22 protein-coding genes are annotated in these 25,190 nt (G+C 40.5%); 13 read left to right on the top strand and 9 right to left on the bottom strand.

Annotated elements, in window-relative coordinates; translation table 11 throughout:
* Positions 1–62: 62 nt before the first annotated feature.
* The 3 genes from RMY00_RS03710 to RMY00_RS03700 all read right to left on the bottom strand — a co-directional run bounded on the left by RMY00_RS03710 (position 63) and on the right by RMY00_RS03700 (position 2,876).
* Positions 63–296: a DUF3134 domain-containing protein gene (locus tag RMY00_RS03710; protein WP_109011723.1), complete on the bottom strand. Its 234-nt coding sequence runs from the start codon at positions 294–296 to the stop codon at positions 63–65.
* Positions 297–497: 201 nt separating this feature from the next.
* A complete protein-coding gene (locus tag RMY00_RS03705; protein WP_322646255.1) occupies positions 498–926 on the bottom strand; it encodes a hypothetical protein in 429 nt (142 codons plus the stop codon).
* A 912-nt stretch (positions 927–1,838) separates the two neighbouring features.
* Positions 1,839–2,876: a substrate-binding domain-containing protein gene (locus tag RMY00_RS03700; RefSeq protein ID WP_322646254.1), complete on the bottom strand. Its 1,038-nt coding sequence runs from the start codon at positions 2,874–2,876 to the stop codon at positions 1,839–1,841.
* A 1,596-nt stretch (positions 2,877–4,472) separates the two neighbouring features.
* Here RMY00_RS03700 and RMY00_RS03695 point away from each other — a divergent pair.
* The 11 genes from RMY00_RS03695 (at position 4,473) to RMY00_RS03645 (ending at position 15,799) form a co-directional block, all read left to right on the top strand.
* Positions 4,473–5,084 carry a hypothetical protein gene (locus tag RMY00_RS03695; protein WP_322646253.1) on the top strand — a complete coding sequence of 204 codons (612 nt, stop codon included), beginning with the start codon at positions 4,473–4,475 and terminating at the stop codon, positions 5,082–5,084.
* A gap of 28 nt (positions 5,085–5,112) precedes the next feature.
* Positions 5,113–5,484, top strand: coding sequence for a hypothetical protein (locus RMY00_RS03690; protein ID WP_322646252.1), 372 nt, complete (start codon positions 5,113–5,115; stop codon positions 5,482–5,484).
* On the top strand, positions 5,438–8,185 hold the full coding sequence (locus RMY00_RS03685) for a hypothetical protein (protein ID WP_322646251.1): 2,748 nt from the start codon (positions 5,438–5,440) through the stop codon (positions 8,183–8,185). Before RMY00_RS03690 ends, RMY00_RS03685 begins: the two co-directional genes overlap by 47 nt.
* A 168-nt stretch (positions 8,186–8,353) precedes the next feature.
* The gene (locus tag RMY00_RS03680; protein WP_322646250.1) at positions 8,354–9,202 is read left to right on the top strand and encodes a hypothetical protein; all 849 of its coding nucleotides are present in this window, start codon (positions 8,354–8,356) and stop codon (positions 9,200–9,202) included.
* Between the two features lie 153 nt (positions 9,203–9,355).
* Positions 9,356–10,417: a hypothetical protein gene (locus RMY00_RS03675; RefSeq protein WP_322646249.1), complete on the top strand. Its 1,062-nt coding sequence runs from the start codon at positions 9,356–9,358 to the stop codon at positions 10,415–10,417.
* 335 nt (positions 10,418–10,752) lie between these two features.
* Complete coding sequence (locus RMY00_RS03670; protein WP_322646248.1) at positions 10,753–11,580, top strand: hypothetical protein; 828 nt, start codon at positions 10,753–10,755, stop codon at positions 11,578–11,580.
* Positions 11,581–11,713: 133 nt separating this feature from the next.
* Positions 11,714–12,418, top strand: a complete 705-nt coding sequence (locus RMY00_RS03665; RefSeq protein WP_322646247.1) for a hypothetical protein — start codon at positions 11,714–11,716, stop codon at positions 12,416–12,418.
* Positions 12,415–14,022: a TrbI/VirB10 family protein gene (locus RMY00_RS03660; protein WP_322646246.1), complete on the top strand. Its 1,608-nt coding sequence runs from the start codon at positions 12,415–12,417 to the stop codon at positions 14,020–14,022. The genes RMY00_RS03665 and RMY00_RS03660 overlap by 4 nt, the downstream gene beginning before the upstream one ends.
* A 124-nt stretch (positions 14,023–14,146) precedes the next feature.
* Positions 14,147–14,719, top strand: coding sequence for a hypothetical protein (locus tag RMY00_RS03655; RefSeq protein ID WP_322646245.1), 573 nt, complete (start codon positions 14,147–14,149; stop codon positions 14,717–14,719).
* Between the two features lie 519 nt (positions 14,720–15,238).
* Positions 15,239–15,478, top strand: coding sequence for a hypothetical protein (locus RMY00_RS03650; protein WP_322646244.1), 240 nt, complete (start codon positions 15,239–15,241; stop codon positions 15,476–15,478).
* A 63-nt stretch (positions 15,479–15,541) separates the two neighbouring features.
* Positions 15,542–15,799, top strand: coding sequence for a hypothetical protein (locus RMY00_RS03645; RefSeq protein ID WP_322646243.1), 258 nt, complete (start codon positions 15,542–15,544; stop codon positions 15,797–15,799).
* A 2-nt stretch (positions 15,800–15,801) separates the two neighbouring features.
* On the opposite strand, the gene RMY00_RS03640 is transcribed toward RMY00_RS03645, so the two are convergent.
* The 6 genes from RMY00_RS03640 to RMY00_RS03615 all read right to left on the bottom strand — a co-directional run bounded on the left by RMY00_RS03640 (position 15,802) and on the right by RMY00_RS03615 (position 22,934).
* Entirely contained in the window at positions 15,802–17,541 is a 1,740-nt protein-coding gene (locus RMY00_RS03640) for an ABC transporter ATP-binding protein (RefSeq protein ID WP_322646242.1), read from the bottom strand.
* 149 nt (positions 17,542–17,690) lie between these two features.
* Positions 17,691–18,905 carry a lipid-A-disaccharide synthase-related protein gene (locus tag RMY00_RS03635; RefSeq protein ID WP_322646241.1) on the bottom strand — a complete coding sequence of 405 codons (1,215 nt, stop codon included), beginning with the start codon at positions 18,903–18,905 and terminating at the stop codon, positions 17,691–17,693.
* Positions 18,906–19,406: 501 nt separating this feature from the next.
* Positions 19,407–20,084, bottom strand: coding sequence for a glycerol-3-phosphate 1-O-acyltransferase PlsY (gene plsY, locus RMY00_RS03630; protein WP_322646240.1), 678 nt, complete (start codon positions 20,082–20,084; stop codon positions 19,407–19,409).
* Between the two features lie 114 nt (positions 20,085–20,198).
* Positions 20,199–21,482: a DUF3086 domain-containing protein gene (locus tag RMY00_RS03625; RefSeq protein ID WP_322646239.1), complete on the bottom strand. Its 1,284-nt coding sequence runs from the start codon at positions 21,480–21,482 to the stop codon at positions 20,199–20,201.
* A 137-nt stretch (positions 21,483–21,619) separates the two neighbouring features.
* Positions 21,620–22,006, bottom strand: a complete 387-nt coding sequence (locus tag RMY00_RS03620) for a DUF3119 family protein (RefSeq protein ID WP_322646238.1) — start codon at positions 22,004–22,006, stop codon at positions 21,620–21,622.
* A gap of 133 nt (positions 22,007–22,139) precedes the next feature.
* Positions 22,140–22,934 carry an MlaE family lipid ABC transporter permease subunit gene (locus tag RMY00_RS03615; RefSeq protein ID WP_322646237.1) on the bottom strand — a complete coding sequence of 265 codons (795 nt, stop codon included), beginning with the start codon at positions 22,932–22,934 and terminating at the stop codon, positions 22,140–22,142.
* 520 nt (positions 22,935–23,454) lie between these two features.
* Between RMY00_RS03615 and RMY00_RS03610 the strand changes: the two genes are divergently transcribed.
* Both RMY00_RS03610 and sppA read left to right on the top strand, forming a co-directional pair.
* Positions 23,455–23,751, top strand: a complete 297-nt coding sequence (locus RMY00_RS03610; RefSeq protein ID WP_322646236.1) for a hypothetical protein — start codon at positions 23,455–23,457, stop codon at positions 23,749–23,751.
* A gap of 538 nt (positions 23,752–24,289) precedes the next feature.
* A complete protein-coding gene (gene sppA / locus RMY00_RS03605; protein ID WP_322646235.1) occupies positions 24,290–25,111 on the top strand; it encodes a signal peptide peptidase SppA in 822 nt (273 codons plus the stop codon).
* The last annotated feature ends 79 nt before the right edge of the window (positions 25,112–25,190 follow it).

The raw sequence follows: 25,190 nt of genomic DNA, 5'->3' as shown, positions 1-25,190 counted from the left end.
AATAAACTACACATTCCAAATCAATGAAATGTTTAGGGTAACTACGAATTACGAATTACGAATTACGCTTCTATGTCCATATCACCATCATCATCGTCATGATCGTAAGGGATATCGTCAAGATCGATCATTTCTGAAATTTCTTCTACTTCATTTAAATACTCAGACTCTTGATGTTCCCGTTCAATCAGACGACCAGTTGATTTTAACCATTCTAAAAGAATAAATTCATTACTTGTACGAATTACAGGCGCTCGCTGATTACGAGGTTCTTCACGCAAAGGACTTGTAGGCATAAAAAAACTTACTTTGAATTATGGGTCAGTGTGTAAAAACAGGAAAATCGTTTAATAGGGTTAAAAGCCTTGTATTACAAGTCTTTTTTCAAAAGACGAAATATGAACCATTGAGTTTTTTATTCTCTTGTCCGTCTAATTACTTACCATTAAAATGCCTTCGCATCAGTCCTAATAATAAATCTTCAAACGGACGCGATCTCACAAGGCATTTGATACCTTGCCGAGAGTTTCATACATATTAGATGGTAATGCAGACAATCTGTTCGCTACAACGACTGCATCAGCTAAGTTGCTAAATTGACACCGGACAATTTCTTGTCCATTTCCTGACGGGAACCGCTTCCTGGCTTTGTTAGATACAGCACAAATAATCGCTAAAGCTTTGGCGAACCCATCTTTTGTCAATATTGTTTCTTGAGCGAACCCTTCAACAGGGATAAGGCAGACTTCAAATCGATAGCCAGGTCTGGGAGAAACAGCTATATCGATATAGGGTTTATCTTCTTTCCTAATTCTGCGTAAATATTGGGCAGTAGAATTTGTATCGTGCAAATCAGTCCCAAGGGCGTAAGTAAAGAAACAATCTTCTGTGAGGGATTCAGGACGGGTAATTATATCCGTTGGCATAAGTTCAAGTACTATCCGTATGTTGTCTGGATTTGTGACACATTTTACTGTGCAATCCACTTACTTAGGCAAAAGTTGCTACCCACATTCCCGACTTCTTCAATAAGTCGGAGATATAAATCTAGCTTAAGTAAGTAGGATTCCAGTTTACTGTCTTTTCTTCTTAAGTCATTTTTTGACAGTTAGATGTACTACTTTCACCCAATGTATTCCAATACAGCAATATAAACTGACATAAAACACCTCTAGAATCAAATGGTGTAGAGATTTAGATTCGGAGAGGCGTCCCTATACTCAGTCACATGACCGAAAATATTTCTCAACATATATAATCATAACATAGTTGACCGTTGAACTTTTTTTAACTTCTCTGACCGATACATATTCGGTATCCAAGAACGGTAGGGTTATATTAAATTGCGATTTTTTAAATTAGGAAATATATTTAAGTAATTTTAATTTTTACTAAGCAGACTCATAGCTAAAGGATAAATAGTCATTGCGATCGCATCATCTCATCAAGTAGAGACGTTAATTGGCCTTCAGTACCAGAGCCAAAATTTTTCCGGCTATCCTTGGCAACATCTTTTAGCAAACTCTAAAATAGAGCGTTGCTAATTAAGTGTGTGAATTTTGTTTCGCCCACAGGAGCAAAAACAAAGGTTCCAAGCGTTTAACTTTGAAATTTCATACTTAAATTCAGCAACGCCCTTGGTAGCTGTTGAAGTCTCTCAACAGAATTAACAGCTATTCTCTGGTAGTCCGCTAGTACTCTGACAACCCAAAAATGCTGGGTGAGAGCTGGGGAAAGGAAAAAGGGAAAAGGGTAAGGGATTTAAAACCTTTCCCCCTTATCCCTTAACCTTTACCCCGCTAAGTTCCCTTGGCGAACTGCTAGGTTAATTTATAAACCTACGGAAGAGGACCATATCCGAGAGATGCAGCTAAACCATTTGCAGCCTTAATAAAGTCTTGAAATCCAGTTTCATTTGAGTAATACAACAAATAAGTTACTCCGGAAATGGGATAAGCACTTGCACTGCTGGGATTGGTCAAATTATCAATTCTAGTCAGCTTCTTACCAGTACCGTATGTTACAACAGTACCATCTTTAATAGCCGCTGTAATTGCAGCTGGTGAGACAGGAACATACTTACCTGCTTTGTTACGTAAGATTGCAGCAGGTAGAGTTTTACTTACACGGGTAGCATTATCCACATAACCAATTGCACCTTTAGTACTTGCGACTGTATCAGCTAGCTTTCCGCCACCAGTAGCGCTAAGGAAAGTGTTTGGCCAATTAACAGTTGTACCGGCTCCATTTTTCCATACATTAGCTGCTGGAACATTTGGAGTCTTACATACAGTATTGAGATGACTGCTTAAAATGAAAGTGGAACCACTTGAGTCAGCACGACGTACAACTTTGATAGGTACATTGACTGCTATTTGGCCACCGTTATCTGCACTAATGCTCTTATCGTTCCAATTTGTGATGCTACCGTTCAAAATACCACAGTAACTAGCTTGTGAAAGCTTGAGTCCTGCTGGTACAGTCAGACCACTAGCGTTATAAGCTAATGTGATTCCAACACCTACCACAGGCACTTGGACGTAACCACGACCGCCAGTAACTGTTTCTGTTCCTGCTACGGGGTCGTCACTAGCTGCAAAAGTGATTGGGCTAGGAGTACCAGCTGGTGGTTTTTGAGTGAAAAAAGCTGTTAACCCTGCGCCACTACCAACTGGAGAATATGTGAATGTGAAGCCTTTAAGACCTGTAAATAAAGTATTTACAGTACTTGCACCTGCACCATTACCTATATTTTTAGAGGTCTGAGCTAGAGATTTATGAGTAGCAGATTGACTTACTACTAAACCAATTGTGATGGCAAATAGAGAAACTGAACTTGCCAACTGGGTCAATTTGCGATCGCTATAGAAAACCATGTTACATTTCCTTCAAGTTAATTTTAGGGTTCAACACACCAACAAATCCAAATCAAGTGTCAAACTGGCAATTATAAATAACCTTCTTGAAGTAGAAACAATTGTCATTAAAAAGGTTATTTATAAATAAAAAGCTTGCACAAACAATTAACACATGTAGAACAATTAAAAAGCAAATACTTAAATATATAAAGTTCATTTAGCTATTGCTAATTGACTTTATTACATATTCTTTGCTAGTCAAAAGCTCTACACTCTCAAGTAAGTTTGTATAAATAAACATTCATTGCTCTTGCATTAAAGGAGTGACTACTATGTAATATGAATCATGATAAAATTCACATTATTCAGTCTCTTAATTCCCTTGTGAAAAAGCCATGTTTAATTTTACCCACTTACTTATTTAGGATGGCAATTCTATCTGAGTTCTGAAAATCACTTTCTTTAATGTAGATGCACAGCAGCTTGCTATAAGCTACTACTAAGGTGCTAAGTAAAGAAAGTAATTGTTGTACGAATCTTTTAGGATTCTTATTAGCTAATAGCTTTTAAATTGTGCCAACAAAATCAACAGTATAGTGTTAAGGTAAACTCCAAGTCATGATTCCATTATGAAATGATTAAGAAACTTAAAGATATTCCTGGAATTCAGAGATGTTTTAAAAGTGGTTTTTGTAGCGCTTTTATTAATTTTCGCCAGAGAAAAATCAGAAGCTTTCGCTTTATATAGTGGTTATCGACAAGCGTGACATACAATTTTGACCTCACTTCCCGCGACGAGTTAGGGATTAGGGGTTAAGTCTATTTGCGTAGCTAGCAACTTGTACTGCCCTTCGACTAGGCTCAAGAACCGCGTAGTCGAAGTAAACCGAGGTAAGTCTAAACCAACGGCTATGGTAATTTTATTACTAGAATTCACCTTATTAATTCTATCCACATGACTCTATGCTACTTAGTCGCAAACAGAACTTATATTTTTAAGTGCTTTTTCATAAATCAATTAGGCTTGCGAGAAAATTTAGGAAAAAAATAAAGCGTGATCTATTTACTGCTAGTGACGGTAGACTGAAATTAACTACATCCGAATGGTAATGTTAAGATAATAAATCTCCAGAATTATTCCCAAAGGGCTTTGCAGATGGAAGACTTTAGCTACAACGCTGTGAACTCCCCCAAACTTGTAGCCATTAATGTAGTATATTTTGTAAGGTCTGATCCATACAAAACAAAACAGTAGTTTGAAGTAATAAAATGTTTACTATAGAACTTATAACTATGCTCCCAAGTATTGTTATGTGTTTCTACCGACTTTACCAACCTCTGGTTGAGGCAACGCTGGCATAGAAGGAGCTTAGGTGGACTGTAGCAATTCTGGTTTAAAGCTCGAAACCTAGTTTCTCAAACCATGCATACTTCCCTTTTAAAGCAAAATTAATATTTAATTAACTTAAATGAATAATAATTTGTATCCAACGTAACATTCTAATGAGAAATTTATAATTTTATTAAAAATAAATGTTAATTCATGTTAAATTAGCTGAAATATTGTAAATTTTTAGACAATAAACACTCAAGTACACCATAGGAAAATTAGCAATGTCTAGACAAAGTTCTCACAAGAGAAACTTTTTCAAAGCTTTAACTGGTAGCGCACTCAAAGGATCTCAGAAGTTAAGACTGGGACTAAAATCTAGTTTGATTATTCTGGGGGAATCTGTACCCTTCTTGATTGCTTGTGCTGTACTTGTAAGCGTTATCAGCCTAAATAGTCCTATTTTGCTTTTTTGTTTACTAGTTGGTAGTTTAATTGCAGTCATCACCCAACAAATTGGGCAACAGGTGAATTTACCAAGGCGATCGCTAATAATATTACAAATTTTAGCAGCAGCCGTAATTCTGAGTTTGTATTGGTTAGACTGGTTTGCAGCCCCTGCACAAGCACAGTTTTTTGGAGAAGCTGAAAAGTTCTTCAAAACTAGATTAGGTGGTTCAACAGGAAATAGTGATGCTAACGTCCCAATAACTTTGATATTTAGTGTGTTGCGGGCGATTTACTTACTCTATATTGCAATTTCTCTAGTTGGTGTGATTAACGCAGTACGTAAGGATGAAGATTGGCAAAGTATTGCCAGAACTCCCCTATTAGTCGTTGTTGCTGTTACCATTGCTGATGTACTCACACGCTTTGTAATTGGCCCACAAGGGTAGTAAATAATTTAGATATTTCATATTTCAAATGTCTCAAGAGCGGGAACAAGATTTTCGTCCAGTCAATCAGGTTTTAGGAAGCCAACCCTCATTAGGGCCAATCCCTGCCGATCAAATTCTTCCTTGGACGGTAATTGCTTTAGCCTCCTACTTTATTATCAATGGAATTTTTGGCGGTCTTTTCCAAGAAGAGTTTCAAAAGTGGTTGTGGACAGTACTAATGACAGGTTGGGGAATTGGAACTTGGTGGATTTTAACTGGTGGTAGGAGTTGGAGTTTTTTAAGTAAATTTATAGGCGTTCCCGCTTGGACAAGAGGCTTTGCTCGTTATCAAAGCTTATTGGAAGTTAACCATGAAGCAAAAAATCGGAAAACAAAGCGTCGGCGTCGCCGGAAATGAAGGTAGATTAACACCATTTGAAGATGCCTTGCACTTGGCGACAATGCTACGTGTCGCAATGAATGGACGTGATATTGGCGCTTACCTTTTGACAAAAGGCACTCAAAGAGATCGGTTTTGCTTTGTTTTTGGTTTTGACTGTAAGGGAATTCATACCACCTTAAGAGCCGAACAAATCGATACACTCTTTAATAACATTGAAGCCGGATTAAAAGATATTCCTAGCGGTGAAAGAATGACACTGCATTTAGGATCTTTTAGTTCCGATAAAGAGCGTCAAAAAGAATTAGTATCGCTAATCAGAAATGCGCCATCACGAGATATCAAATATTTGTTGATGGCAGAAAGAGCCAGAATCAAAGAATTGACTATTTCTGGTGTTCGTAAGCCGAAATTTTTGCGAATTTATGTCACTTACACCATTGAATCCAACTCCAGAAATGCAGATGATTGGATAGAGAAGCTTTTAGTTAGAGCTGAATCATGGTGGTTAAAATTTAAAGGGGATCTCTCAGATGTAGAAAACCAGCGCATAGAAACGCTGATAACAAACGCTTATAAGCAGGGTTTTCTACGCTGGGAACAAATTTTATCTAACCAAATGGGATTGGATGTCAAACCTTTGAAAGCTGATGAACTCTGGGAGGGCATCTGGAAAAGGTTTAATGATACGCAGCCAATACCGATTCCCCAATTGATGACTTTAGATGAAGAAGGGCTTCACGAGCAAGTTAATTCAGATTTAGCTAGTACTAAATTGCTTCTAGACAATATCCACGGCACAACCTTGCTGATGGAGTCTAGCGTACCTTGTGCCGATCGCCGTTGGGTTAATGTTAACAATCGTTATATTGGCGCACTGTCATTTCTGGAAAAACCCGGAGGTTGGGCAAATAAATCTACTCAACTGCGATATTTATGGGAACTGTTAGCTAGAGAAACAGTAGTAGATACAGAGATTTTTTGTGAGTTGACTGCGGCAAATCCAGCAATGGTGAAAACTACATTGCAACGAGTTTTGAAGCAGTCAAACATGACGACAATCATGGCTCAAGAAAAAAGTAAAACTATTGATGTCAACGCGCAATTAAAGTTGAAGAAATCGGTAGCAGCACAAGAACAATTATTTGAAGGTGCAGTACCGATTTATACGAGTATCGTTATTTTAGTACATCGTCCAACTGTCGATAAATTAGATGAGGCAACAAGATATATTGAAAACTGTTTTCAACGTCCAGCAAAATTAATTAGGGAAACTGAATACGCCTGGAAAATTTGGCTGCAAACTCTCCCAATAGTTTGGGAAGGTTTATTAGCAACACCTTTCAATCGTCGCCAGCTATATTTAACCAGTGAAGTTCCCGGGTTAATGCCTTTAGTTTTAACTAAACAGGGTGATAAACAAGGCTTTGAGTTGATTGCTGAAGAAGGCGGAACACCGATACATTTAGATTTGTTTAATCAACACAAAAATTTAGCTTTGTTTGCGACAACTCGTGCTGGTAAATCGGTGCTGGTATCAGGGATTTTAACTCAGGCTTTGGCATACGGTATTCCGGTTGTGGCGTTAGATTTCCCTAAACCTGATGGGACATCGACTTTCACTGATTACACAGAGTTTATGGGGGTGAATGGAGCGTACTTTGATATCTCCAAACAATCGAATAACTTATTTGAACAGCCAGACTTACGATCGCTAGATCCAGAACAACAGCGCGATCGCTTTAACGATTATACCGCCTTCCTAGAATCAGCTTTGATGACAATGGTTTTAGGATCATCCACTGAAAGTCAAATTTTATCGCAAACCGTGCGATCGCTCCTCAACTTAGCATTAGAAGCCTTCTTTGCTGATGAGGGTATAAAACAGCGATATATACAGGCGATGGCGGGAGGATTTGGCACTCAGGCTTGGCTGAAAACCCCTACTTTAAAAGATTTTCTCTATTTCTGTTCATCAGAACACTTGCAGCTAAATACTTTAACTGGCAGAGTAGAAGACGCCCTTAGTCAAATTCAGCTGCGCTTGCGGTTTTGGCTTTCTAGTCGCGTAGGACAAGCCATTTCTGCACCATCGAGCTTTCCTACTGATGCACAACTATTAGTTTTTGCTCTGAGAAACCTATCAGATAGTGAAGATGCAGCCGTACTATCTCTGAGTGCTTATTCAGCAGCATTACGACGCGCATTAGGTAGTCCAGCTTCTATATTCTTCATTGACGAAGCACCAATTCTATTTGAATTCGAGCAAATATCTGACTTAGTTGGCAGAGTTTGTGCAAACGGCGCTAAAGCCGGTATCAGAGTCATCTTATCAGGACAAGATCCTGATACAATTGCCAAGTCTAAAGCTGCATCTAAGATTTTGCAAAACTTGACAACACGATTGATTGGACGCATTCAGCCGGTTGCAGTCGATAGTTTTGCAGATATCTTAAAATATCCCCGCAACATTATTGCTCGTAATGCCTCAGAAAGCTTCTTTCCCCGCAAAGAAAGCGTTTATAGCCAATGGCTATTAGATGATAACGGGATTTATACATTCTGTCGTTATTATCCAGGTTACGAACAATTGGCAGCAGTTGCGAATAACCCTGCTGAACAATCTGCACGTAGCAAAATGATGCAAGTTCATAGTGATAAATATGAAGCGATTTCTGCATTTGCCCGTCAGTTAGTGGCTAATCTGCGTAGTAGTTAATTGAGTTATGTAAGCAGTTAACAGTGATTGTAAAAATTGCATATAACTCCTATTTAATTTTTTAAAAAACTCCGTATAACTCGAAAAAGCCGATTCCCCACTCCCTACTCCCTACTTTGCTATAAATCATAGTTAAAAAGCTAAATTACCTTTTTCAGGCACAAATGTATGCGAAAAACTACCATTTTTACTCTGACGTTTCTATCGCTGGCAATCTTACCAGTAATGGCACAACAAGATCAAACGCTAGTAGGTCAGGTTTGGAGCGATTTTCAATCATATTCCAGAGATTTGCAAGATTACTTTCAATATAGGAATGTGAATGAAAACTTAAACCCTGAATCAGATGGTCAAAATGCTATTAGTGCTACTAGTAACGAGGGAGACTTGAAAATACCTAACCCCGTCGCTGCGGGACAAAAGGTTCGTGATAATGTGAATTACTACTCTTATCGTTCACAGTCTAAAGCAAGCCGTTTTGAAAATAATGCAGCAGTACGAGGAAATTTAGCTGGTAATGAAGTCAATCGTTTAATTACCCGTGGAATAGCGGTAGGTGTTCTTGGTAAAAATGCACAAAGTCGGCTAAAAGGAAAGTTAGAAAATATTCAGTCGGATCTTTTTGACAATTCTAATTCTGGGGGAAGTATCTCATTAAACTGTATGGCTACGGGTGCTAGTCTTATTGATCAAGAAATATGTAAGGGTATACAAGGATTGCTAAATCCAAACAGCGAAACCATTTTAATGCAAAAATTACAAGCAAAAATTGTAGCCGAAACATTTGCCCAGTCAATACAAACAAATCAGTCATTACAATATTCTAATTTAAATTTAGCAAACATTTCTCAGCAGGCAGAAGAGGCAAATCGCGCTCGGAGAGTAGATACATCTACAGAAGCGGCGCGGCTTTTACGAGCTACATCTCAACTAGATTTGTTTGGCAGACAAAAAGTTGGAAATGAGGATCTTAGGATAAAAAAAAGTATAACTATCCGTACAAAAATAAATTTTTAAAATACTTAAACTTCTTACAAACCAACAGGAAATATAAAAAACAGTTTGGTAGAGTGCGTTAGCGACAGCATAACGCATCGAAAGCATCCGGGATGGTACGTTCCGTTGGTAATTCACCCTACTAAATCTAAAAAAACAGCCCATAAACTCAAAATGCAACTTGCTATTCAACTAATTTTTGCCCAAGCAGTAACCCAACTAGGCATTGATGACGTTCTCAATAATGGTGCCAGAACTTCTCTAAGTATTGCCGAAGGTTGGAATAAACAATGGCTGGATTTATTACAAAATACCACCACTAATAACTTGTATGGAGCGCTGACAAATCTGGGTATTTTTTTTGCGGTAGGAACCCTGTTATTTTTTATGATACAATTCCTCAGAGACTTAATATCCTACGAATATAGTCGTCCAATATCAGCTTTAATCTGGCCTTTTGTAGTGGTGATCCTCTTAAGTAATTCAGGTAAGGGAAGTATCCTTTCTAATCTGACACTGGGATTACGGGATTTTTTAAACACTGTGAATCAGCAAGTAGTGGTATCAGCAGATGCGGGTCAAATGTTCCAACAAGCACTGAATATGAGTGTTGCTGAAGAAGTAACTGGTTCTTTTCTGCGTCCTTGCCAATCGCTTACTGGTGATCAACAAAGTGAATGCTTTAAGAAAGCTGCCGATAGAATTAATATTCTCTTGAGGAGATATAGAACTACATACGGAAGGAGAGTTTGGATAAGTAGGCTAGAAAATAAGGTAAATAATATTAGTTTTGGCCCTGGCATTGTATCAGAAACCTCATTTAATTCTTTGTTAGGTTCTACAGTTCAAACAAGCATCAAAAACTTTTTAGTTTCCTTACAATATGCCTTTCAAAATTTGATAGAAGCCACTATGTTGCTGATAGCGCTTTTAGGGCCAATAGCTGTAGGTGGCTCTTTACTACCTGTAGCTGGTAAACCAATTTTTGCATGGCTGACCGGATTTTTATCTATTGGAATCGCCAAGATTTCATTCAATATTATTGCTATTGTGACTGCCGCAGTTATTGTAAATGGCCCAGGTCAAAATCCTACTGCTGATCCAGACTTAATGTGGTTCATAATTTTTCTGGGAATTTTAGCACCAATTTTATCGCTACTTGTGGCTGCTGCTGGCGGTTTTGCACTCTTCAGTGGTATTAGTAATACAGCTTCTTTAGTAAGGGAGAGGATATAACAATTAAAAATTTAAAATTAAAAATTTAAAATGAATAAAATTTTGATAAATATTGTAATTGCTGAATTATGTATGCAAATCGTAATTAATATAAAACCTCTTACAAAAATTCCTAGCACCTCACCTCCAACCCCTTCCCGCTTGCAGGGCTACGGTGCATACACACAAATTACCCCCCTTAATCCCCCCTTGGAAAGGGGGGAAACAAGAGTCTAGTTCCCTCCCCTTGGAAAGGGGAGGGTTAGGGTGGGGTAAAACTGACGCGAAAAAACAGGTGAGTAAACTATTTCAGAGTTATAGAATAGCTGAATTTTTTTGCAGGAGAAGATGAGTAAATGGTGCGTTTACTAGAAAAAAGACAAAGAACGACGGCAAGTGTTTTGACAATTTTTGCGATCGCAACCTTCAGTTTACATATATTAGTTTTATTTTTATTCTTATTACAAGGGCTAAATATTCGCCAACTCAGTGTGAGAAAACCTCCCAACTTTGTGCAATTAATAGACGGTAAACCAGTAGGTAATATTGATGATTTAGCAAGAGATCCCGAAGCAATTCGCCAATTCGTCAGCAAAACGATGATATCAATGTTTAGCTGGTCTGGAACTTTACCAGTACAAAATATCGAAGAAGTTGCAAACCCCAAACCAGATTTAGGAGTTCTTATTCAAACACCTCAAGGGGGTAGCCAAAAAGTTAGTACCAGCAGTTGGATAGCTAGTTTTGCCTTATCCGAAGACTTTCGCAAAGGTTTCTTAAGCACAGTTGCAGAAATGACACCAGCAGAAGTTTTCTCTGAAAATCCCAGCCTAGCTATGACATCACAATTAGTTATTAAGCGGGTTTATCCGCCAAGACAAATTGCACCAGGCAAGTGGCGAGTGGGTATGGTAGCCGACTTAATTCAAAAAAACCGAGTTGGTGGTGCAAGACTCATAACTCCTTTTAACAAAGATTTACTTGTACGTGCAGCAGATTATTTTGGTAATCCCCAAGGCGACAATGGCACAGACCTGCAAAAAGCAATTTATAGTGTCCGCGCTGATAGATTAGAAATTTATGAAGTTCGTAACTTATGTTTGCTTGATGGCAACAACACCCTTAACAATGATAAATTAACCCAATGCGGGGCTGGACAAACATCTGATAGTTTTATTAGATGATTAAGGAGAGACGCGATTAATCGCGTCTGTACTGGGGAGTAGGGAATCAGCTTTTTTGAGTTGAGGGCTTTTTTTAAAAATCAAATAAGACCTATAGATTTCTAATTCAGTAATTTTATATAAATATAAATAAATGCAATTACTCAAACCAGAAAATAGAAAAAATAACCCATTGCCACTGTTAGCAGTAGGAACATTTGGGTTACATGTATTGACCTTGCTTTTATTACTATTTCACGGGTCGATGTTACAGCAGTTAGGTCGTCAGCTCACACCTCAAAGCTTAGTGCAGCTTGTTGATGGTCGCGCTATAACCGTAGACCCCGAACCAAATTTACAGCGACAGCCAGAGGCGATTCGGCGGTTTGTGGGTGAAACTATGAGCTTAATGCTTACTTGGTCAGATCAACAGCCGCCAACGCAAGTCTGGGAAATCACTTCCCAATTGGTAGCTGATAATTTTAAACAAAAACTTCAGTCAGAAATTACTAATTTAAATCCAGATAGCCAATTTGAAAATGTTAATAGAGGAACAGAGAATGTATTAGTAATCCAAAAAATCTCTCAACCTACAGAAATAGGTAATGGACAGTGGAAAGTGGAGATGTTTGCTAATCAACTGGTATTTAGCGGTTATGATAGGTTGGGAAAATCAACTTCGTTTAATAAACAAATTTTAGTTAGAGCAATAGATGAACCCGCAACTTCCCTGCCAAATGCAGCACTACCATTGCAGTTCGCAGCTTACCGCCTTGGTGAAGCCAGACTAGAAATTTATAATGTATGTGATATCAAAGATAAAAATTGTTCTGGAAATCCTAACCAAGTTTTACCATGACTAAATACTCAACTCCTGCGGAAACACCTGCTCAAAATGAATTTACTCTACCTCCCGATGCTCAACAACAAGATGTAGAATCTTTTGATTGGGAATCGCGGATGTCAAGGTTAGTCGGCTTTGAAGAAGAATCTTTCGATACCCAAGGTTCAGAAGACTCTGCAACGTCACAAGAATCGTTCTCTCAACCACAAGAAGTTCAGACAAAGCAACCCCTCTCATCTAATCCCTTTGCAAAGTTAGGCTTGGTAGGAGCCGCTACCTTTGCGATCGTTTTGGTAGGTGGTGTGTTTTTGTCGCAATTAATGAGTAGCAATCCTAAGCCAAAAACTATTGTTGCTCCACAAGTACCTGAGCAGCCAACTGATGAATCTACCTCTCAACAGCTAGCAGGCGAAGTAGATACTCTAAAAACGAAATTAGCCCTGACTGAACAAGCAGAGATGGTGAAAGCCGCCCAACAACAGCTTAGAACTGCCAAATCAACGCCTACAGTAGCTTTACAACAACCGTCAGTTTCTTCTAGAGGTACAGAAAGAGTGATCCCAACACCCCCACCAACAGCTTACGTCCCTCGGACAGTGACAGTTGAGCGCATTGTTAGAGTACCTGCATCTCAACCTGTGCGATCGCCCCAACTCCCAGTTGTGAAGCCAAGCACTCAACCTCAGACTGTAGTTAATATAAATCCACCATCTCCACCAAGCCCATTACAAGAGTGGAAAAGGTTAGCAAAGTTAGGTAGCTACGGTCAACTAGATGGTACGAATCAATCTAATAACATAGCAGCAGCTCCTGAACCTGCAAACAATCCGCAGCCGCAGCAGCAACAACAGACAGCACAACCCGAAACTCCTGCCCCTGAGGTGAGTCAAGCGCAACCCGTAGGACAGAAATCCTTAGCAATAGGGACTAGTGCCAAAGCTGTGTTAGCAACAGCGATATTTGGGGAAACCACTACTAGATCAGGCGGTGGTGATGAAGGAGGCGCAGCGAAAAACGTATTCGTGATCAAATCGCTAGACGCTCTAAAATCTAAGGATGGTACTACTGTCATACCTGCAAACACCGAATTTCTAGCTGAAATTAGTTCCATTAACGAACAAGGTCTTATGCAGATGAACGTAACTAAGCTTATCTCGCAAAATAATGGCAACCCTACCGAACAAAGCTTACCCAGCAATGCAATTATTATTCGCGGTGCTCAAGGTAAACCTTTAGTAGCAAATAAATATCCCGGTCAAAGTTCGTCTGTAGCATCAATGGATGCAGGACTATTCGTTTTGGGAGGTATTGGTAAAGCCGCAGAGTTAGTAAATCGCCCTGATACCAAACTCGTGCCATATACCATAACATCTAGCACCACAGGTGAGAACGGCGAAACGACGACGAACGGCAACAACACCACTAGTACTGGCATTACTACTGTCACTGAAAACAGACGCAACCTTGCAGCTGCGGTTCTGGAAGGTGGTATGAACTCTGTAGTACCCCAAATTGCCCAACGTAATCAACAAGCGATCGCCCAAATGTCGCAACCAACTAATATTTGGTTTATGAAAGCCGGTACAAATGTTGAACTATACGTTAATCAACCAATCTAGTTTTAGGAGATAGGATTTATACCAATTTTCAATTTTGGATTGAGTAATGGTAATTGGTAATTAGTTTTCTTTTTATCTTTTCCAGATTCTCTTGTTCTATCTACCAATCTTCCCATTTGCAACCATGAAAAATAATATTAACTTGTCAGGAAATACCCCAAATCATTCTTATTTCCTACCTATAGCTTCCTTAATTTTCTCGGTTGCTATGTTCTTGTTGGTAGGCCGCGCTGTTGCTAATAACGCTGTTCTGCGTTCCATATTTTCCTGTCAAGCACAGGGTTTAGGGGGAGCAATACCTACGATCGACGTTTGGTATCAACAAGGAACAAACTTAAGTTTTATTCAGGCTGGAGAAGTAATTAAAAAAGTTTGGTTAAACGATCCATCACAAGTAACTATAGACTTTGATGGCCCAGTATGTATGCAGTTTGGTCAAGACTCTAATAGTGGTGGAGGAGATTGTAAAAACTCCTCAGCGAATGTAATTCAACTCAGACGAATTCAAAAACTGGATATTCCTGGGCTTCCTCCCACTAGCAATACACTTTTAACAGTTGTTACCGAAGGACAAGGTAGAAATAAGTTATATACTTTTAAAGTGATGTATAAAACAGATAACCCTGAATATCACACTTTAGCAGTTTTTGCCGATCCTTCTGGTCAAGAAGGAGCTTGTGCTAGAGTTCCACAATAAATTTTTAGCAGACTTAGCCGACAGCGAAGACAACTGAATCTCTCCACAAAAAACGCTGAAGCTTAAGTATGTCTGCATTGTGGCTTTTTAAAAGGCTTGCTCTAATTCCCTTCGTTTTTATAAATAAGGAAGGAATTAGAGCAATATGCTTGGGTTAGCCTCAAAAACCATAAATTGCGTGGATTGGGTTCCAATACAGTTCAGATAAACTTTTTTCTCCCCCCTGCTTCACTTACATCCCCCTGCTCCCCCTGCCTGCCTCAACGGATAAATTTCTTAACTGACCGTATTGGGTTAGAGAATATCTAACTCTTTGGGCAGTTTTCTTTCTTTATAAAGCAAGGTTACGCTAAGGCTTAAGCACTACTGTAGTTCAATCAATTGGAAAAACGCTATGACTCAACCAATTAACCGACTCAGGCATTTTTAGCCTATAACTTTATAAATCTTCAGATAAAAACTAACTACAAATTCCAAATCTGTGTAAATATAAAGAAAAGCTTAAGAGGTTACAGACTCATGGTGACAGCAAAAATGATGCAACAGCTTTGGGCTGTAATCGAGTCTACCCAGGTCAGCACCCTGCTCCAGTTTGACGATGCTGCTTTAGTACAAGTACTTCTGCAACAATTAAAAGCGAAGCAGGCTATTGATCCTCAGGCAGATAGCAGCCTTAATACTTACATAACATCTAAACTGCCCCTGATTCGTGATACAGCTGAAGGTCGATTATCCTTCGGGCAAGGTGGCAATCATTAATACGAGAAATCATTTGATTCCTCACAGCCAAGCATACGCTCAGAGTTCAAACAGTTGAATATTATGAATAACTGGCTAGTAATTGCCCTAGTAGCTTATCTAATTGGAGCAGCGATTGAAGGGGTGACTACAGCCAGTCAGCTATCTCATTCAGTGCCAGAATTAGCTAAAAACACACAAGCTCATCCTTCAGATTCTGCCACTGAATCCAGTTCGACTTGGCGAGTTGTGGCTGCGATCGCCTCGGTAAGTATATGTGGAGCTTTTTGGTGGCCTTGCCGCCTTTTCCACCGTTTAATTAAAAGTAAGGTTAATTCGTAAGCTTAATCCTCATCTGTAGAGTAAAACTGTTGGGCATAAAAACGGGCATAGCGTCCTTCCTGAGACAGGAGGGAGGTATGAGTACCAGCTTCAACCAATTGTCCTTGTTCTAGTACGAGAATGCAGTCAGCCCTACGAACGGTGCTTAAGCGATGAGCGATAATAAACACGGTACGGTTTTGCATCACTCGCTTGATCGCTTCTTGAACTAGTGCTTCTGACTCCGAATCTAAAGCAGAAGTAGCTTCATCCAAGATCAGAATTCGCGGATCGTTGACGATCGCTCTAGCAATGGCTAATCTTTGGCGCTGTCCTCCAGATAGGTTAACTCCGCGTTCGCCAACCCAGCTATGATAACCTTGGGAAAACTGGGTAATGAACGAGTGAGCGTTGGCAATCTTTGCTGCTGCCTCAATTGCTGGTAAGTTTAATTCTTCTTGACCATAACCAATATTTTGGGCGATCGTTCCCGAAAAAAGAGTAATATCTTGAGGAACAATGCCAATTTGATGGCGCAAACTTGTAAGTGTGACATCGCGGATATCAATATCATCAATTAGAATTTCACCCACTTGGGGATCGTAGAAACGAAGTAAAAGGTTAATTAAAGTTGATTTGCCCGCTCCAGAAGAACCAACCAAGGCAATGACACTACCAGGAGAAGCGTGTAGACAAAGATCCTTGAGGACTGGCTCGCCAGGATTGTAAGCGAAATTGACATGACGATATTCTACCTTGCCAGCAATTCGTGGCAGTTCCTTAGCATTCGATTTTTCAATTAAACTAGGCTGCTTTGCCATCAATTCAAAGATGCGTTCGACGGAAGCTTCGGTCTGTTTATACTCGTTGTAATTGCTAATCATCAAGTCGATTGGCTGAATCAGTAATGCCACAGCAGCTAAGAAACTGATAAAGCCTTGAGATGTCAGCTGATTCTGAGAAATCTGCCATCCTCCCAAGAGAAACAGCAGCATAATGCTAACTGCTTCCAAAAAACCAACAACGGGAAATTGAAGAGATTTGAGTTGTTGAGCGCGATACTTCGTTTGGCGATTATGTTCTGCTTCCTGATTGAATCGCTTGACCTCATACCCTTGTGCTGCAAAAGCTTGAACGACGCGAATTCCGCTAAATACTTCAGTTAACAGAGCCGACAAATTGGAAACTTGATTTTGACTCTGGCGAGATAGCAAAAGTAATCGCTGACCAAATACCCCGATCAACCAAGCCATCAAAGGAGCCAAAATTAAACCCGCAAGGGTAAGTGGCCAATTCAGATAGAGCATGTAAATGGGAATCGCAATTAACTGCAAGAGATTGGAAAGAAACTGATGGGATAACTTGTCTACAATCTCGCCTACGCGATCGATATCTTCAGTCAGTCTATAAGTGAGATCACCCGTCTGTGTGGTTTCAAAGTAATCCAATCCGAGTTTGTGTAGGTGAGCATAAACCCGCTTACGCAAATTTAAAACCATATTCAGAGCGGCAGCGATCATAAAGACATTCTGCCCGTATTGACAAAGCCCTCGAACTAAAAATACTAAAGTAGCTACTCCAAGCCAGTAGGCAATTTGATTAACATTTCCCTGACCAAGAAAAAAAGCGACCTGACCTGCTAGGTAGGGTATTGCTAAAGTGAGCAACACAAATCCTAAGATACAAGCGAATCCCCGAACTAACAGAGGCCATTGAGGCCATAGATAAGGTAACAGTTGCCAGTAGCCAGAGCGGACTTTCATAGTTCAATTATTTATTATTATCCTTACCGAAAAAAGGCAGGGGAGCAGAGGGGACAAGGTGACAAAAGTTTAGAACTTCCAACAAGTCTTTCCCCTTGCCCCCAATTCTCAAGAGTCCCCAAGTCCTCTTTCCCATGCCCAATGCTGTACTAAGTTTCTCCTAAAGAGGTTAGCAGAAAGTGGGCTATTCTCTCAGATGCACCGGGCGGCCCAAATCGCTCAGGGCCATTTTGTTGGCACTTAGCGAGATAGTCTGCATCTTGTAAAGTCTCGACCACGCGTGGGGCAGCTTGTTTCAGAGTCTCTGGGGTTGCTGGCCCAGTTCCAATAGTTTGGGCAGAAATGCCCAATAACCGCGTTTGCGCCTCTGCGAATTGATAAGTAAATTGAGGCCCTTCTCCGGGAATTTGGATAATTGGTTTACCAATCGCTACCGCTAAATCCACTGCCAACCCCGCCATGCCAATAACGAGGTTAGAGTAATATACAATATCATTGAAAGCATCTGAGTAACATCTGACTTCTACAAGCGGTGATTTCTCAGCAGAACTTCCTGGAGGAGAATATGTGAGTACGCCTTCACTCAGTTGCCAACCTTGACTTTTAGCAATGTAGTCTAGTTGCTCCATCAAATTTGGTACTAAGGCGGCGCGAAATTGGAATCCTGACTCAGGCATCACCTTGGCAATTTCTACCACCAGTTGTAACTGCAAACAGAAATTTCGCGCTGCTTCTGGCATCCGTGACCCTGGCAAAAGAGCGATCATCGGAATATCTTGTTTCAGGTGCAAGTCTTTACCAGCAGGAACAAGGCGATCTAAGGCCGGAATCCCACCAAATCGAGCTTTAGCTATACCTTGCCGTTGAAGATCAGAAGCTGTATAGGAATCTCTGGTGAAAACTGCCAGACATCGAGAAGAATTCAGATCGTGCCACAGTAGAGGATTGATAGGCAATCGACCTTCATAGAGGGCAGAAAGACAAGAGATAAACGAGACGAAGGGGCGCTTTGTTAAGTAAGCAAATGTCTGAGAGACAAAATCTCCAGTAGCCATAATCAAATCGCAGTTGGGAGCATACTGCAACACCGCTTGTAATTGTCGCCATGTTAACCCAATCAATCCCGATTGAAAATCTTTGAGCAAATAGAGGCGCTTCATATAGAAGAATCCTCCAGAGGGCATCGTTTGTGTGGGGCCAATAATGGGAATGTCCAAGTTGCGGTAAGCTTTTCCTTCCCCTACAATCGGCATTGCTGCCATCTGTAGAGAGGGACACAATTGGCGTAGGGTCTGAATAACATGAGAGGTGTGGTTGTCCTCTCCGTGGCCGTTACTGATAAACAAGATTCGCTTAGAAGACATCTTGGGATTTTGGATTGGGTTAAAAGGCTTAGTAATATTTTTTACCTACTTTAGGCAAGTAGGTTAACAAAGTAAAAGAAACTAAGGTAGTTATCTGTCAACCAGAAAGAATGGTTGAAAATGAAATGCAGATGAATGCAGACGGGAGTGTTTTGAAAAAATTCGTTAGCACATCGCTACTATCAAAAGCCGTTTGGCAATCATGAGGTTGTTTCAGGCTTTTCTTAATTATCCTGCGATGCCTACGGCGGTAAACTACGCAAATCAACGCAGCGCGTCGTGCTTTATTACAGATAGATTACAAAGTTTATTCCGTTTGTCCGATAAAACTCTTTAATATACAACTAAATACTGGAGAAACTGTTGGGTTAGATGGCAAAGTCCTCAAAGGTTTATATCAGATTGAATCTTGCTGCTTAGTCTGAACTCAAAAGATGATACCATGCTCACTCAAGGGGTGTTGTAGGCATCGCTTAGGGCGAGGTATGTAGCAAAAACTCGTTATGTAGTTTGTTCTGGTGTCGCTACATTCTGCCCAATTTTTGGTTCTGTTCCCGCAAGCAAGCGTTCAATATTAGGGCGATGGCGCAAAATCACATATAATCCACCGGCAATTCCAAACAGAATATATGGTAATGGTTGATGCAAAATTACCATGAAAATGGAAACTGCGATCGCACCTGCAATTGAACTCAAAGAGACAATCCGCGATATCGCCACCACAATGGCAAACACACCTGCTGTTGCTAAACCTACCTGCCAACTCATCGCCAACAAAATTCCCAAGCTGATAGCAACAGATTTACCACCAGTAAAACCCAAAAAAATTGATTTACTATGTCCCAGGATGGCAGCTAACCCAGCTATGGTTATTAAACACGGTTGCCACATTTGTGCATCTACCGTTGGGGGGATATAATTTTGAATCGGGTTAAAATTGAATAACCAGTAGACTAGAGCGATCGCTAATACTCCCTTTAAGGCATCTAGTACTAAAACGAATGCTCCTGGCCCTTTGCCCAAGGTTCTTAGTACGTTAGTTGCTCCAGTAGAACCTGAACCAACTTGCCGAATATCAATACCTTTTAACTGCTTAACAGCAATGTACCCAGTGGGAAAAGAACCCAATAGGTAAGCTATAAATATAATTGCCCCGCACAGGGTTAACCAAATAGCCATAATAAAATTCAAAATTCAAAATGACGCTCGAAGACTCGCTAACGCTGCGCTAACAAAATTTAAAAAAGTCAAGAGTAATACCTCTTGACCAATGACTAATGACTAATGACTCATTTAAAAGTCATCATCATAGTTTCTCACGGTTTTGGGGTCAGGAGCAAAAGCTAACCACAAAGGAAATTGCAACAGTGACAGACTAATTTGCTCCTCTGAATCATCAATGATAATTAAAGGCAATTGATTGGCTTTGGTCAATCGGTCTGCTTTCTGAGCCAGAGCATCAGACGCTTCAAATAATACCACGCCCCGGTCTGGGCCAAAATCTGGGCGACCGATTCCTAGACAGTCTTGCAAGCCGCGCCGCCATTCACCCAATCGCTCTGGTGTATTAGCTAAAACTAAAGTACGGACGCGATCGCCATACAGCTTGTGTAATATCGAAATTGCAGCTGAGGCAATCAAAATATTTTGTAAGCGACTACCCATTGTCCGCAAACCACCCCGTCCCCCTTGCGTAAAAAACCAGTTAGAGACTCGTTCTGCGTGGATTGGTTCAAAGGTACGCCGTAGTTGCCACGCTGGCCCGTAGTAATCTGGTTTATTGCGGTATTGGTCAATTAGGCGACGAATTTGCTTAGTAGTATCTTGAAACTGCTGTTGGGCAAATTGTGGTATTCCAGGTTGGGTTTCAACTGGTTTAGCCTCTTTTTCTTTTACAGATGGTTTTTCTCGTTCCACCACACTTGGCGTCAGTTGCAACTGCTCGGCGGCAACGGCCAAATCCTGTAAGCTACCAGTGAGATAGTCTTTAAAACCCTGCACCCGAATAGCCAAGTCTTGGGATGTACCAGCAAAAGTGGTTCGCATCTCGTTGCGGATACGTTCTTGACGGCGTTCTAGTTGTTCTACAGAAATTTGCAGGGTTTGTTTGCGTTGTTCTAATTGCACCAGTGACTCTTGCACAAGTCGTCCTAGTGATGTCTGAGTTTCACCCACTTGTGCCTGAAGGTTTTTGTAAAAAGCTTGCAGCTTGGCTATTTCTTCTTTGAGAGCAGCTTCAGCGCTCTGCAACTCTGCTACTCGCTGCTCTGCTTGTGCATATAATGAATGGTTTTCTGATCCCAGTGCGGTATTTTCCGGTTCCGACTGCGCTACAAACTCGCCATTTGAATTTTCTGTTAGCTCTACTGTAGAATCTACCACTTCAGAATCTGCCACTTCTGCATTAGAGATAAGTGGCTCAAAAGTTGTATAGTTCTCTGATGAGCTAATGGCTCCTGTTTCTCCCACTGACTCAACAGATTGATTGAGTGGATGTTCAACTGCATTGTTCTGTTCTTGTTTTTCTGCCAACCGCTCATCAATTGGTTCTGGGGTTTGAGATGCCTCTGAGTTCATAAACAATAGTGTAATTCCTATGACGCGAATAAATAGCTTTCAGAAATATTACAATTGACCTGCCATAAAAGTCCTGAGTTATGAGTGCTAAGTTATGAGTCTAGATCGAAACGACTCAGCACAGATGGAACTCAGGATTAAATACGCGGACAACGTTGTTCTAAGCAAGTTTTCAAAGTATTGGGATCAAATAAAATCGGCAAAAAGTGAATACTTTTAATTTCTTTAAAGTAAAACAGAATGGGGACTCCATTCCAGAAGATCCGCCAGTTTTGCCATTCCTGATAGGGAAAGCGTCGAATTAATTTTTCGCCTCTGTAAATATCTAAGTCTGTGGCGGTAAATTGCAAACGCAGCGTTAACGCCTGAAACATGAGAAACAAACCAAACAGTGTAAAAATGGAGCCTACCCACGGTTGTACCAACAATAGTGGAATAGCGGCAATCACCAACACTATAGGTATATTGTAACTAGGCTTGAGTTCCACAGTAGATGTGGAGTTAGGAGCAAATGAACTGGTCACAGTCTTAAATCCTGCTTTATTTACTAGGCATCTCTCTTTTATTTATTTTAGGAGTCAGGAGTCAGGAGTTAGGAGTGAGGAGTTTTAACTTATAACTCCTATAGAGATGCGATTAATCGAGTCTCTACTCCTCTTATAGCCCTATGAATGCACTGCCAGTTCCCTGAAACATTAACCAAGAAAGAAAAAAGTTGCTAACAAATATAATTAGCAAGGCAGTCACAACAGCAGTTGTGGTTGATTGTCCTACACCTTTGGCTCCTCCTGTTGTCGTTAACCCCCAACTGCAACCAATTACGGCGATTAAAATGCCAAAACAACACGCCTTGATCATGGCGCTAAAAATATCCCAGATACCAAGAAAGTTACGGGCTGAGTCTAGGAATGCCGTATCAGAGAGGTTGTAGAGATTTGTCGCAATTATTAATCCCCCGAACATCCCTGTTACCAAAGACAGGAGGGTTAAAATTGGTAGCATTAAACAGCAAGCAAGGACGCGGGGAATAACTAGATAATCGATTGGATCTGTTTTCAACATCAACATGGCATCAATTTGTTCTGTGACTCGCATGGTACCAATTTCGGCTGCAAAGGCAGAGCCAACTCGCCCAGCTAAAATCACTGCTGTCAACACGGGAGAAAGTTCTCGTGTCAACGCGACAGAAAGTACTCCGCCGATAATGTTTCCTGCGCCAAAGTTAATAAATTCTCGCGCCACCTGAATAGTAAACACCGCGCCGACGAAAATAGCCGTCAATAGCGCAATAAATAAGGAATCTGGCCCAACTTCTGCCATTTGTTGCAACGTGTTGCGCCGATGGATTTTGCCCTTCAATAGGTGAACTAGTACTTGCCCACCCAGAAAAATCGCCGCCAGCAGTCGCTGACTCCATTCTCCTAAGCTGGATTTGGATGTAGTCTGGTTCAATGTTCTGTAGCTAACTCGGTGACTGCCTTAAGAATAGCGGAAGTCATTGGGATAGGGAATGGGTAATGGGACATTGGGCATTGGGCATGGGAAAGAGGACTTGGGGACTCTTGAGAATTGGGGACAAGGGGAAAGACTTGTTGGAAGCTCTAAACTTTTGTCACCTTGTCACCTTGTCCCCTTGTCCCCTTGTCCCCTCTGCTCCCTGCTTCTTCCACAGTCCCCACGAGGCTAAATATTAACTTTGATTAAATATACTCTCAGAAAATGAAGCTGTTATTAAAGGTGTTGCAGACGACGAAATAAAGCTAACTTTAGCTATAAGCTTGATTGTGCAGGGGTTTTGTAGATTCAAATTATTTTTGAGATACCCAGCATGTGCTGTAGCTGGTAGCCGTTTATTTTAATGAAAACTTAAGATTTTTGACAGATTGGTTGGTCAGGAGCGATCGCACGTATTGTAGAAAATGACGAACTGCTATCTAGCTCTTGTCATCTCTACTCACGGAGTTTGTCTTAAATGGCTATTTTCACGAACTTTCTCCGCTCCCTACTGCTGACGATCATTTTTAGTTTTGTTGCTCCCATGTTACTTGTTGGCGGCGGATTGTTCCTTTTACCCCTCATTGGTTACTTCCCCGGTTTACAAGAGTTAACTGAGGCGATCGCTACTCAGATTATGCATTTTCTCGCCACCTTTGGCAGTGGAACTCCCCTGCGGGGATTATTTGTGATTAGTTTGACCTGTAGTTTCGTCGGCGCACTGTTTGATATGTACGTTTACTATCGGTGTCAAATTTTACGAATTAATTCATAAGTAGAAATAGCTTCGTCAGATGCTCATGGGCTGTACAGAATAGGGAAAAGTGATATTGCCAAAAGTGAAAGTACTACTGGTTTTTACCTAAATAGGGATTAGTGTTGCTCAAGGAATTTTCTTAATTAAATTGAGTGCCGGAATTATTTATTAAATATTTATTATTCATTAGTTATTAGTTATCAATTACTAACAACTAGTACAGGTGCGCGACCCTAGTAAAACAATCCTTAAAAAGTTAAAAACCTAGAATACCAAGGATTGTAAGATTTTAATTCTGCAAAACAGCTAAAATAGTCTGTGCTAAATCATCATGCTGGACGCTAGACTAGAGTTTGGCGTTTTGTGTTATCTGCAATCTTTAAGGACTTGATTAGTATCCATTGAGAATATCAAATAAAACTCACTGCAAAATATAAAAATTTCCTTAAAATATTGATGCTCACAATGCCTGCTCATGTTTCTTAACAGAGCAAAAGAGGTCGTCTGACCGTTGGGCATCTTATATTGAATTTATTACGAGGTATGTTGACAGCTCATGATTTGGCCGTTTAAGCCCAAGTTTAGAAAACAAATTGCGCGGATTGAAATTACTGGTGCGATCGCCAGTGCTACTCGCAAACGCGTCTTAGAAGCCCTGAAAACTGTAGAAGAAAAAAAATTTCCGGCATTATTGCTCCGTATCGATAGCCCTGGCGGTACAGTCGGAGATTCGCAAGAAATCTACAGCGCCCTGAAGCGTTTACGCGAAAAAATTAAAATCGTCGCTAGCTTTGGCAATATTTCGGCTTCTGGAGGAGTCTACATCGGTATGGGAGCCGAACACATCGTCGCTAACCCAGGTACAATTACGGGTAGTATTGGTGTGATTTTGCGTGGAAATAACTTGGAACGCTTGCTAGAAAAAATCGGTGTTTCCTTCCAGGTAATTAAGTCTGGCCCTTACAAAGACATATTGTCTTTTGATCGGCAACTGACTCAACCAGAAGAAAACATCCTGCAAGAGTTGATTGACACAAGTTATCAGCAGTTTGTCCAAACGGTAGCTGATGGCCGTTCTTTAACAGTAGAAGCTGTAAAAAGTTTCGCCGATGGTCGGATTTTTACTGGACAGCAAGCCCTAGAGTTGGGTGTTGTAGATCGTCTGGGTACAGAAGAAGATGCCCGTCGCTGGACAGCAGAACTAGTCGGACTAGATCCAGAAAAAACTCTTTGTTATACCCTAGAAGAACGTAAACCCTTATTGAGTCGCCTTCTACCAGGAAGTCGTCAAGTTTCATCAGGAATTCGATCTGGAATTGATTGGCTCGAATTTGAAATGTCTACTAGTGGTTTACCCTTGTGGTTATATCGACCCTAATATGAGTTAGGAGGAGCCAGTGACGGGTACGCAGGGGTTTCCCCAAGTGGAGCAACTGGCGTTTAGGAGTGAGGAGTTA

Source organism: Nostoc sp. ChiVER01, from assembly GCF_034531155.1.
GTDB lineage: Bacteria > Cyanobacteriota > Cyanobacteriia > Cyanobacteriales > Nostocaceae > Nostoc.
Note: the sequence above shows the minus strand (reverse complement) of the source record. Positions and strands in the feature narration are given on the sequence as shown.

Bases quoted from the DNA above. Each gene is read 5' to 3' on its own strand.
- RMY00_RS03665 (WP_322646247.1), top strand. From the start codon at position 11,714: ATGCAATTACTCAAACCAGAAAATAGAAAAAATAACCCATTGCCACTG.
- RMY00_RS03695 (WP_322646253.1), top strand. From the start codon at position 4,473: ATGTCTAGACAAAGTTCTCACAAGAGAAACTTTTTCAAAGCTTTAACT.
- RMY00_RS03635 (WP_322646241.1), bottom strand. From the start codon at position 18,905: ATGTCTTCTAAGCGAATCTTGTTTATCAGTAACGGCCACGGAGAGGAC.
- RMY00_RS03705 (WP_322646255.1), bottom strand. From the start codon at position 926: ATGCCAACGGATATAATTACCCGTCCTGAATCCCTCACAGAAGATTGT.
- RMY00_RS03710 (WP_109011723.1), bottom strand. From the start codon at position 296: ATGCCTACAAGTCCTTTGCGTGAAGAACCTCGTAATCAGCGAGCGCCT.
- RMY00_RS03700 (WP_322646254.1), bottom strand. From the start codon at position 2,876: ATGGTTTTCTATAGCGATCGCAAATTGACCCAGTTGGCAAGTTCAGTT.
- RMY00_RS03655 (WP_322646245.1), top strand. From the start codon at position 14,147: ATGAAAAATAATATTAACTTGTCAGGAAATACCCCAAATCATTCTTAT.
- RMY00_RS03660 (WP_322646246.1), top strand. From the start codon at position 12,415: ATGACTAAATACTCAACTCCTGCGGAAACACCTGCTCAAAATGAATTT.
- sppA (WP_322646235.1), top strand. From the start codon at position 24,290: ATGATTTGGCCGTTTAAGCCCAAGTTTAGAAAACAAATTGCGCGGATT.
- RMY00_RS03610 (WP_322646236.1), top strand. From the start codon at position 23,455: ATGGCTATTTTCACGAACTTTCTCCGCTCCCTACTGCTGACGATCATT.
- RMY00_RS03675 (WP_322646249.1), top strand. From the start codon at position 9,356: ATGCAACTTGCTATTCAACTAATTTTTGCCCAAGCAGTAACCCAACTA.
- RMY00_RS03640 (WP_322646242.1), bottom strand. From the start codon at position 17,541: ATGAAAGTCCGCTCTGGCTACTGGCAACTGTTACCTTATCTATGGCCT.
- RMY00_RS03685 (WP_322646251.1), top strand. From the start codon at position 5,438: ATGAAGCAAAAAATCGGAAAACAAAGCGTCGGCGTCGCCGGAAATGAA.
- RMY00_RS03690 (WP_322646252.1), top strand. From the start codon at position 5,113: ATGTCTCAAGAGCGGGAACAAGATTTTCGTCCAGTCAATCAGGTTTTA.
- plsY (WP_322646240.1), bottom strand. From the start codon at position 20,084: ATGGCTATTTGGTTAACCCTGTGCGGGGCAATTATATTTATAGCTTAC.
- RMY00_RS03650 (WP_322646244.1), top strand. From the start codon at position 15,239: ATGGTGACAGCAAAAATGATGCAACAGCTTTGGGCTGTAATCGAGTCT.
- RMY00_RS03670 (WP_322646248.1), top strand. From the start codon at position 10,753: ATGGTGCGTTTACTAGAAAAAAGACAAAGAACGACGGCAAGTGTTTTG.
- RMY00_RS03680 (WP_322646250.1), top strand. From the start codon at position 8,354: ATGCGAAAAACTACCATTTTTACTCTGACGTTTCTATCGCTGGCAATC.
- RMY00_RS03625 (WP_322646239.1), bottom strand. From the start codon at position 21,482: ATGAACTCAGAGGCATCTCAAACCCCAGAACCAATTGATGAGCGGTTG.
- RMY00_RS03645 (WP_322646243.1), top strand. From the start codon at position 15,542: ATGAATAACTGGCTAGTAATTGCCCTAGTAGCTTATCTAATTGGAGCA.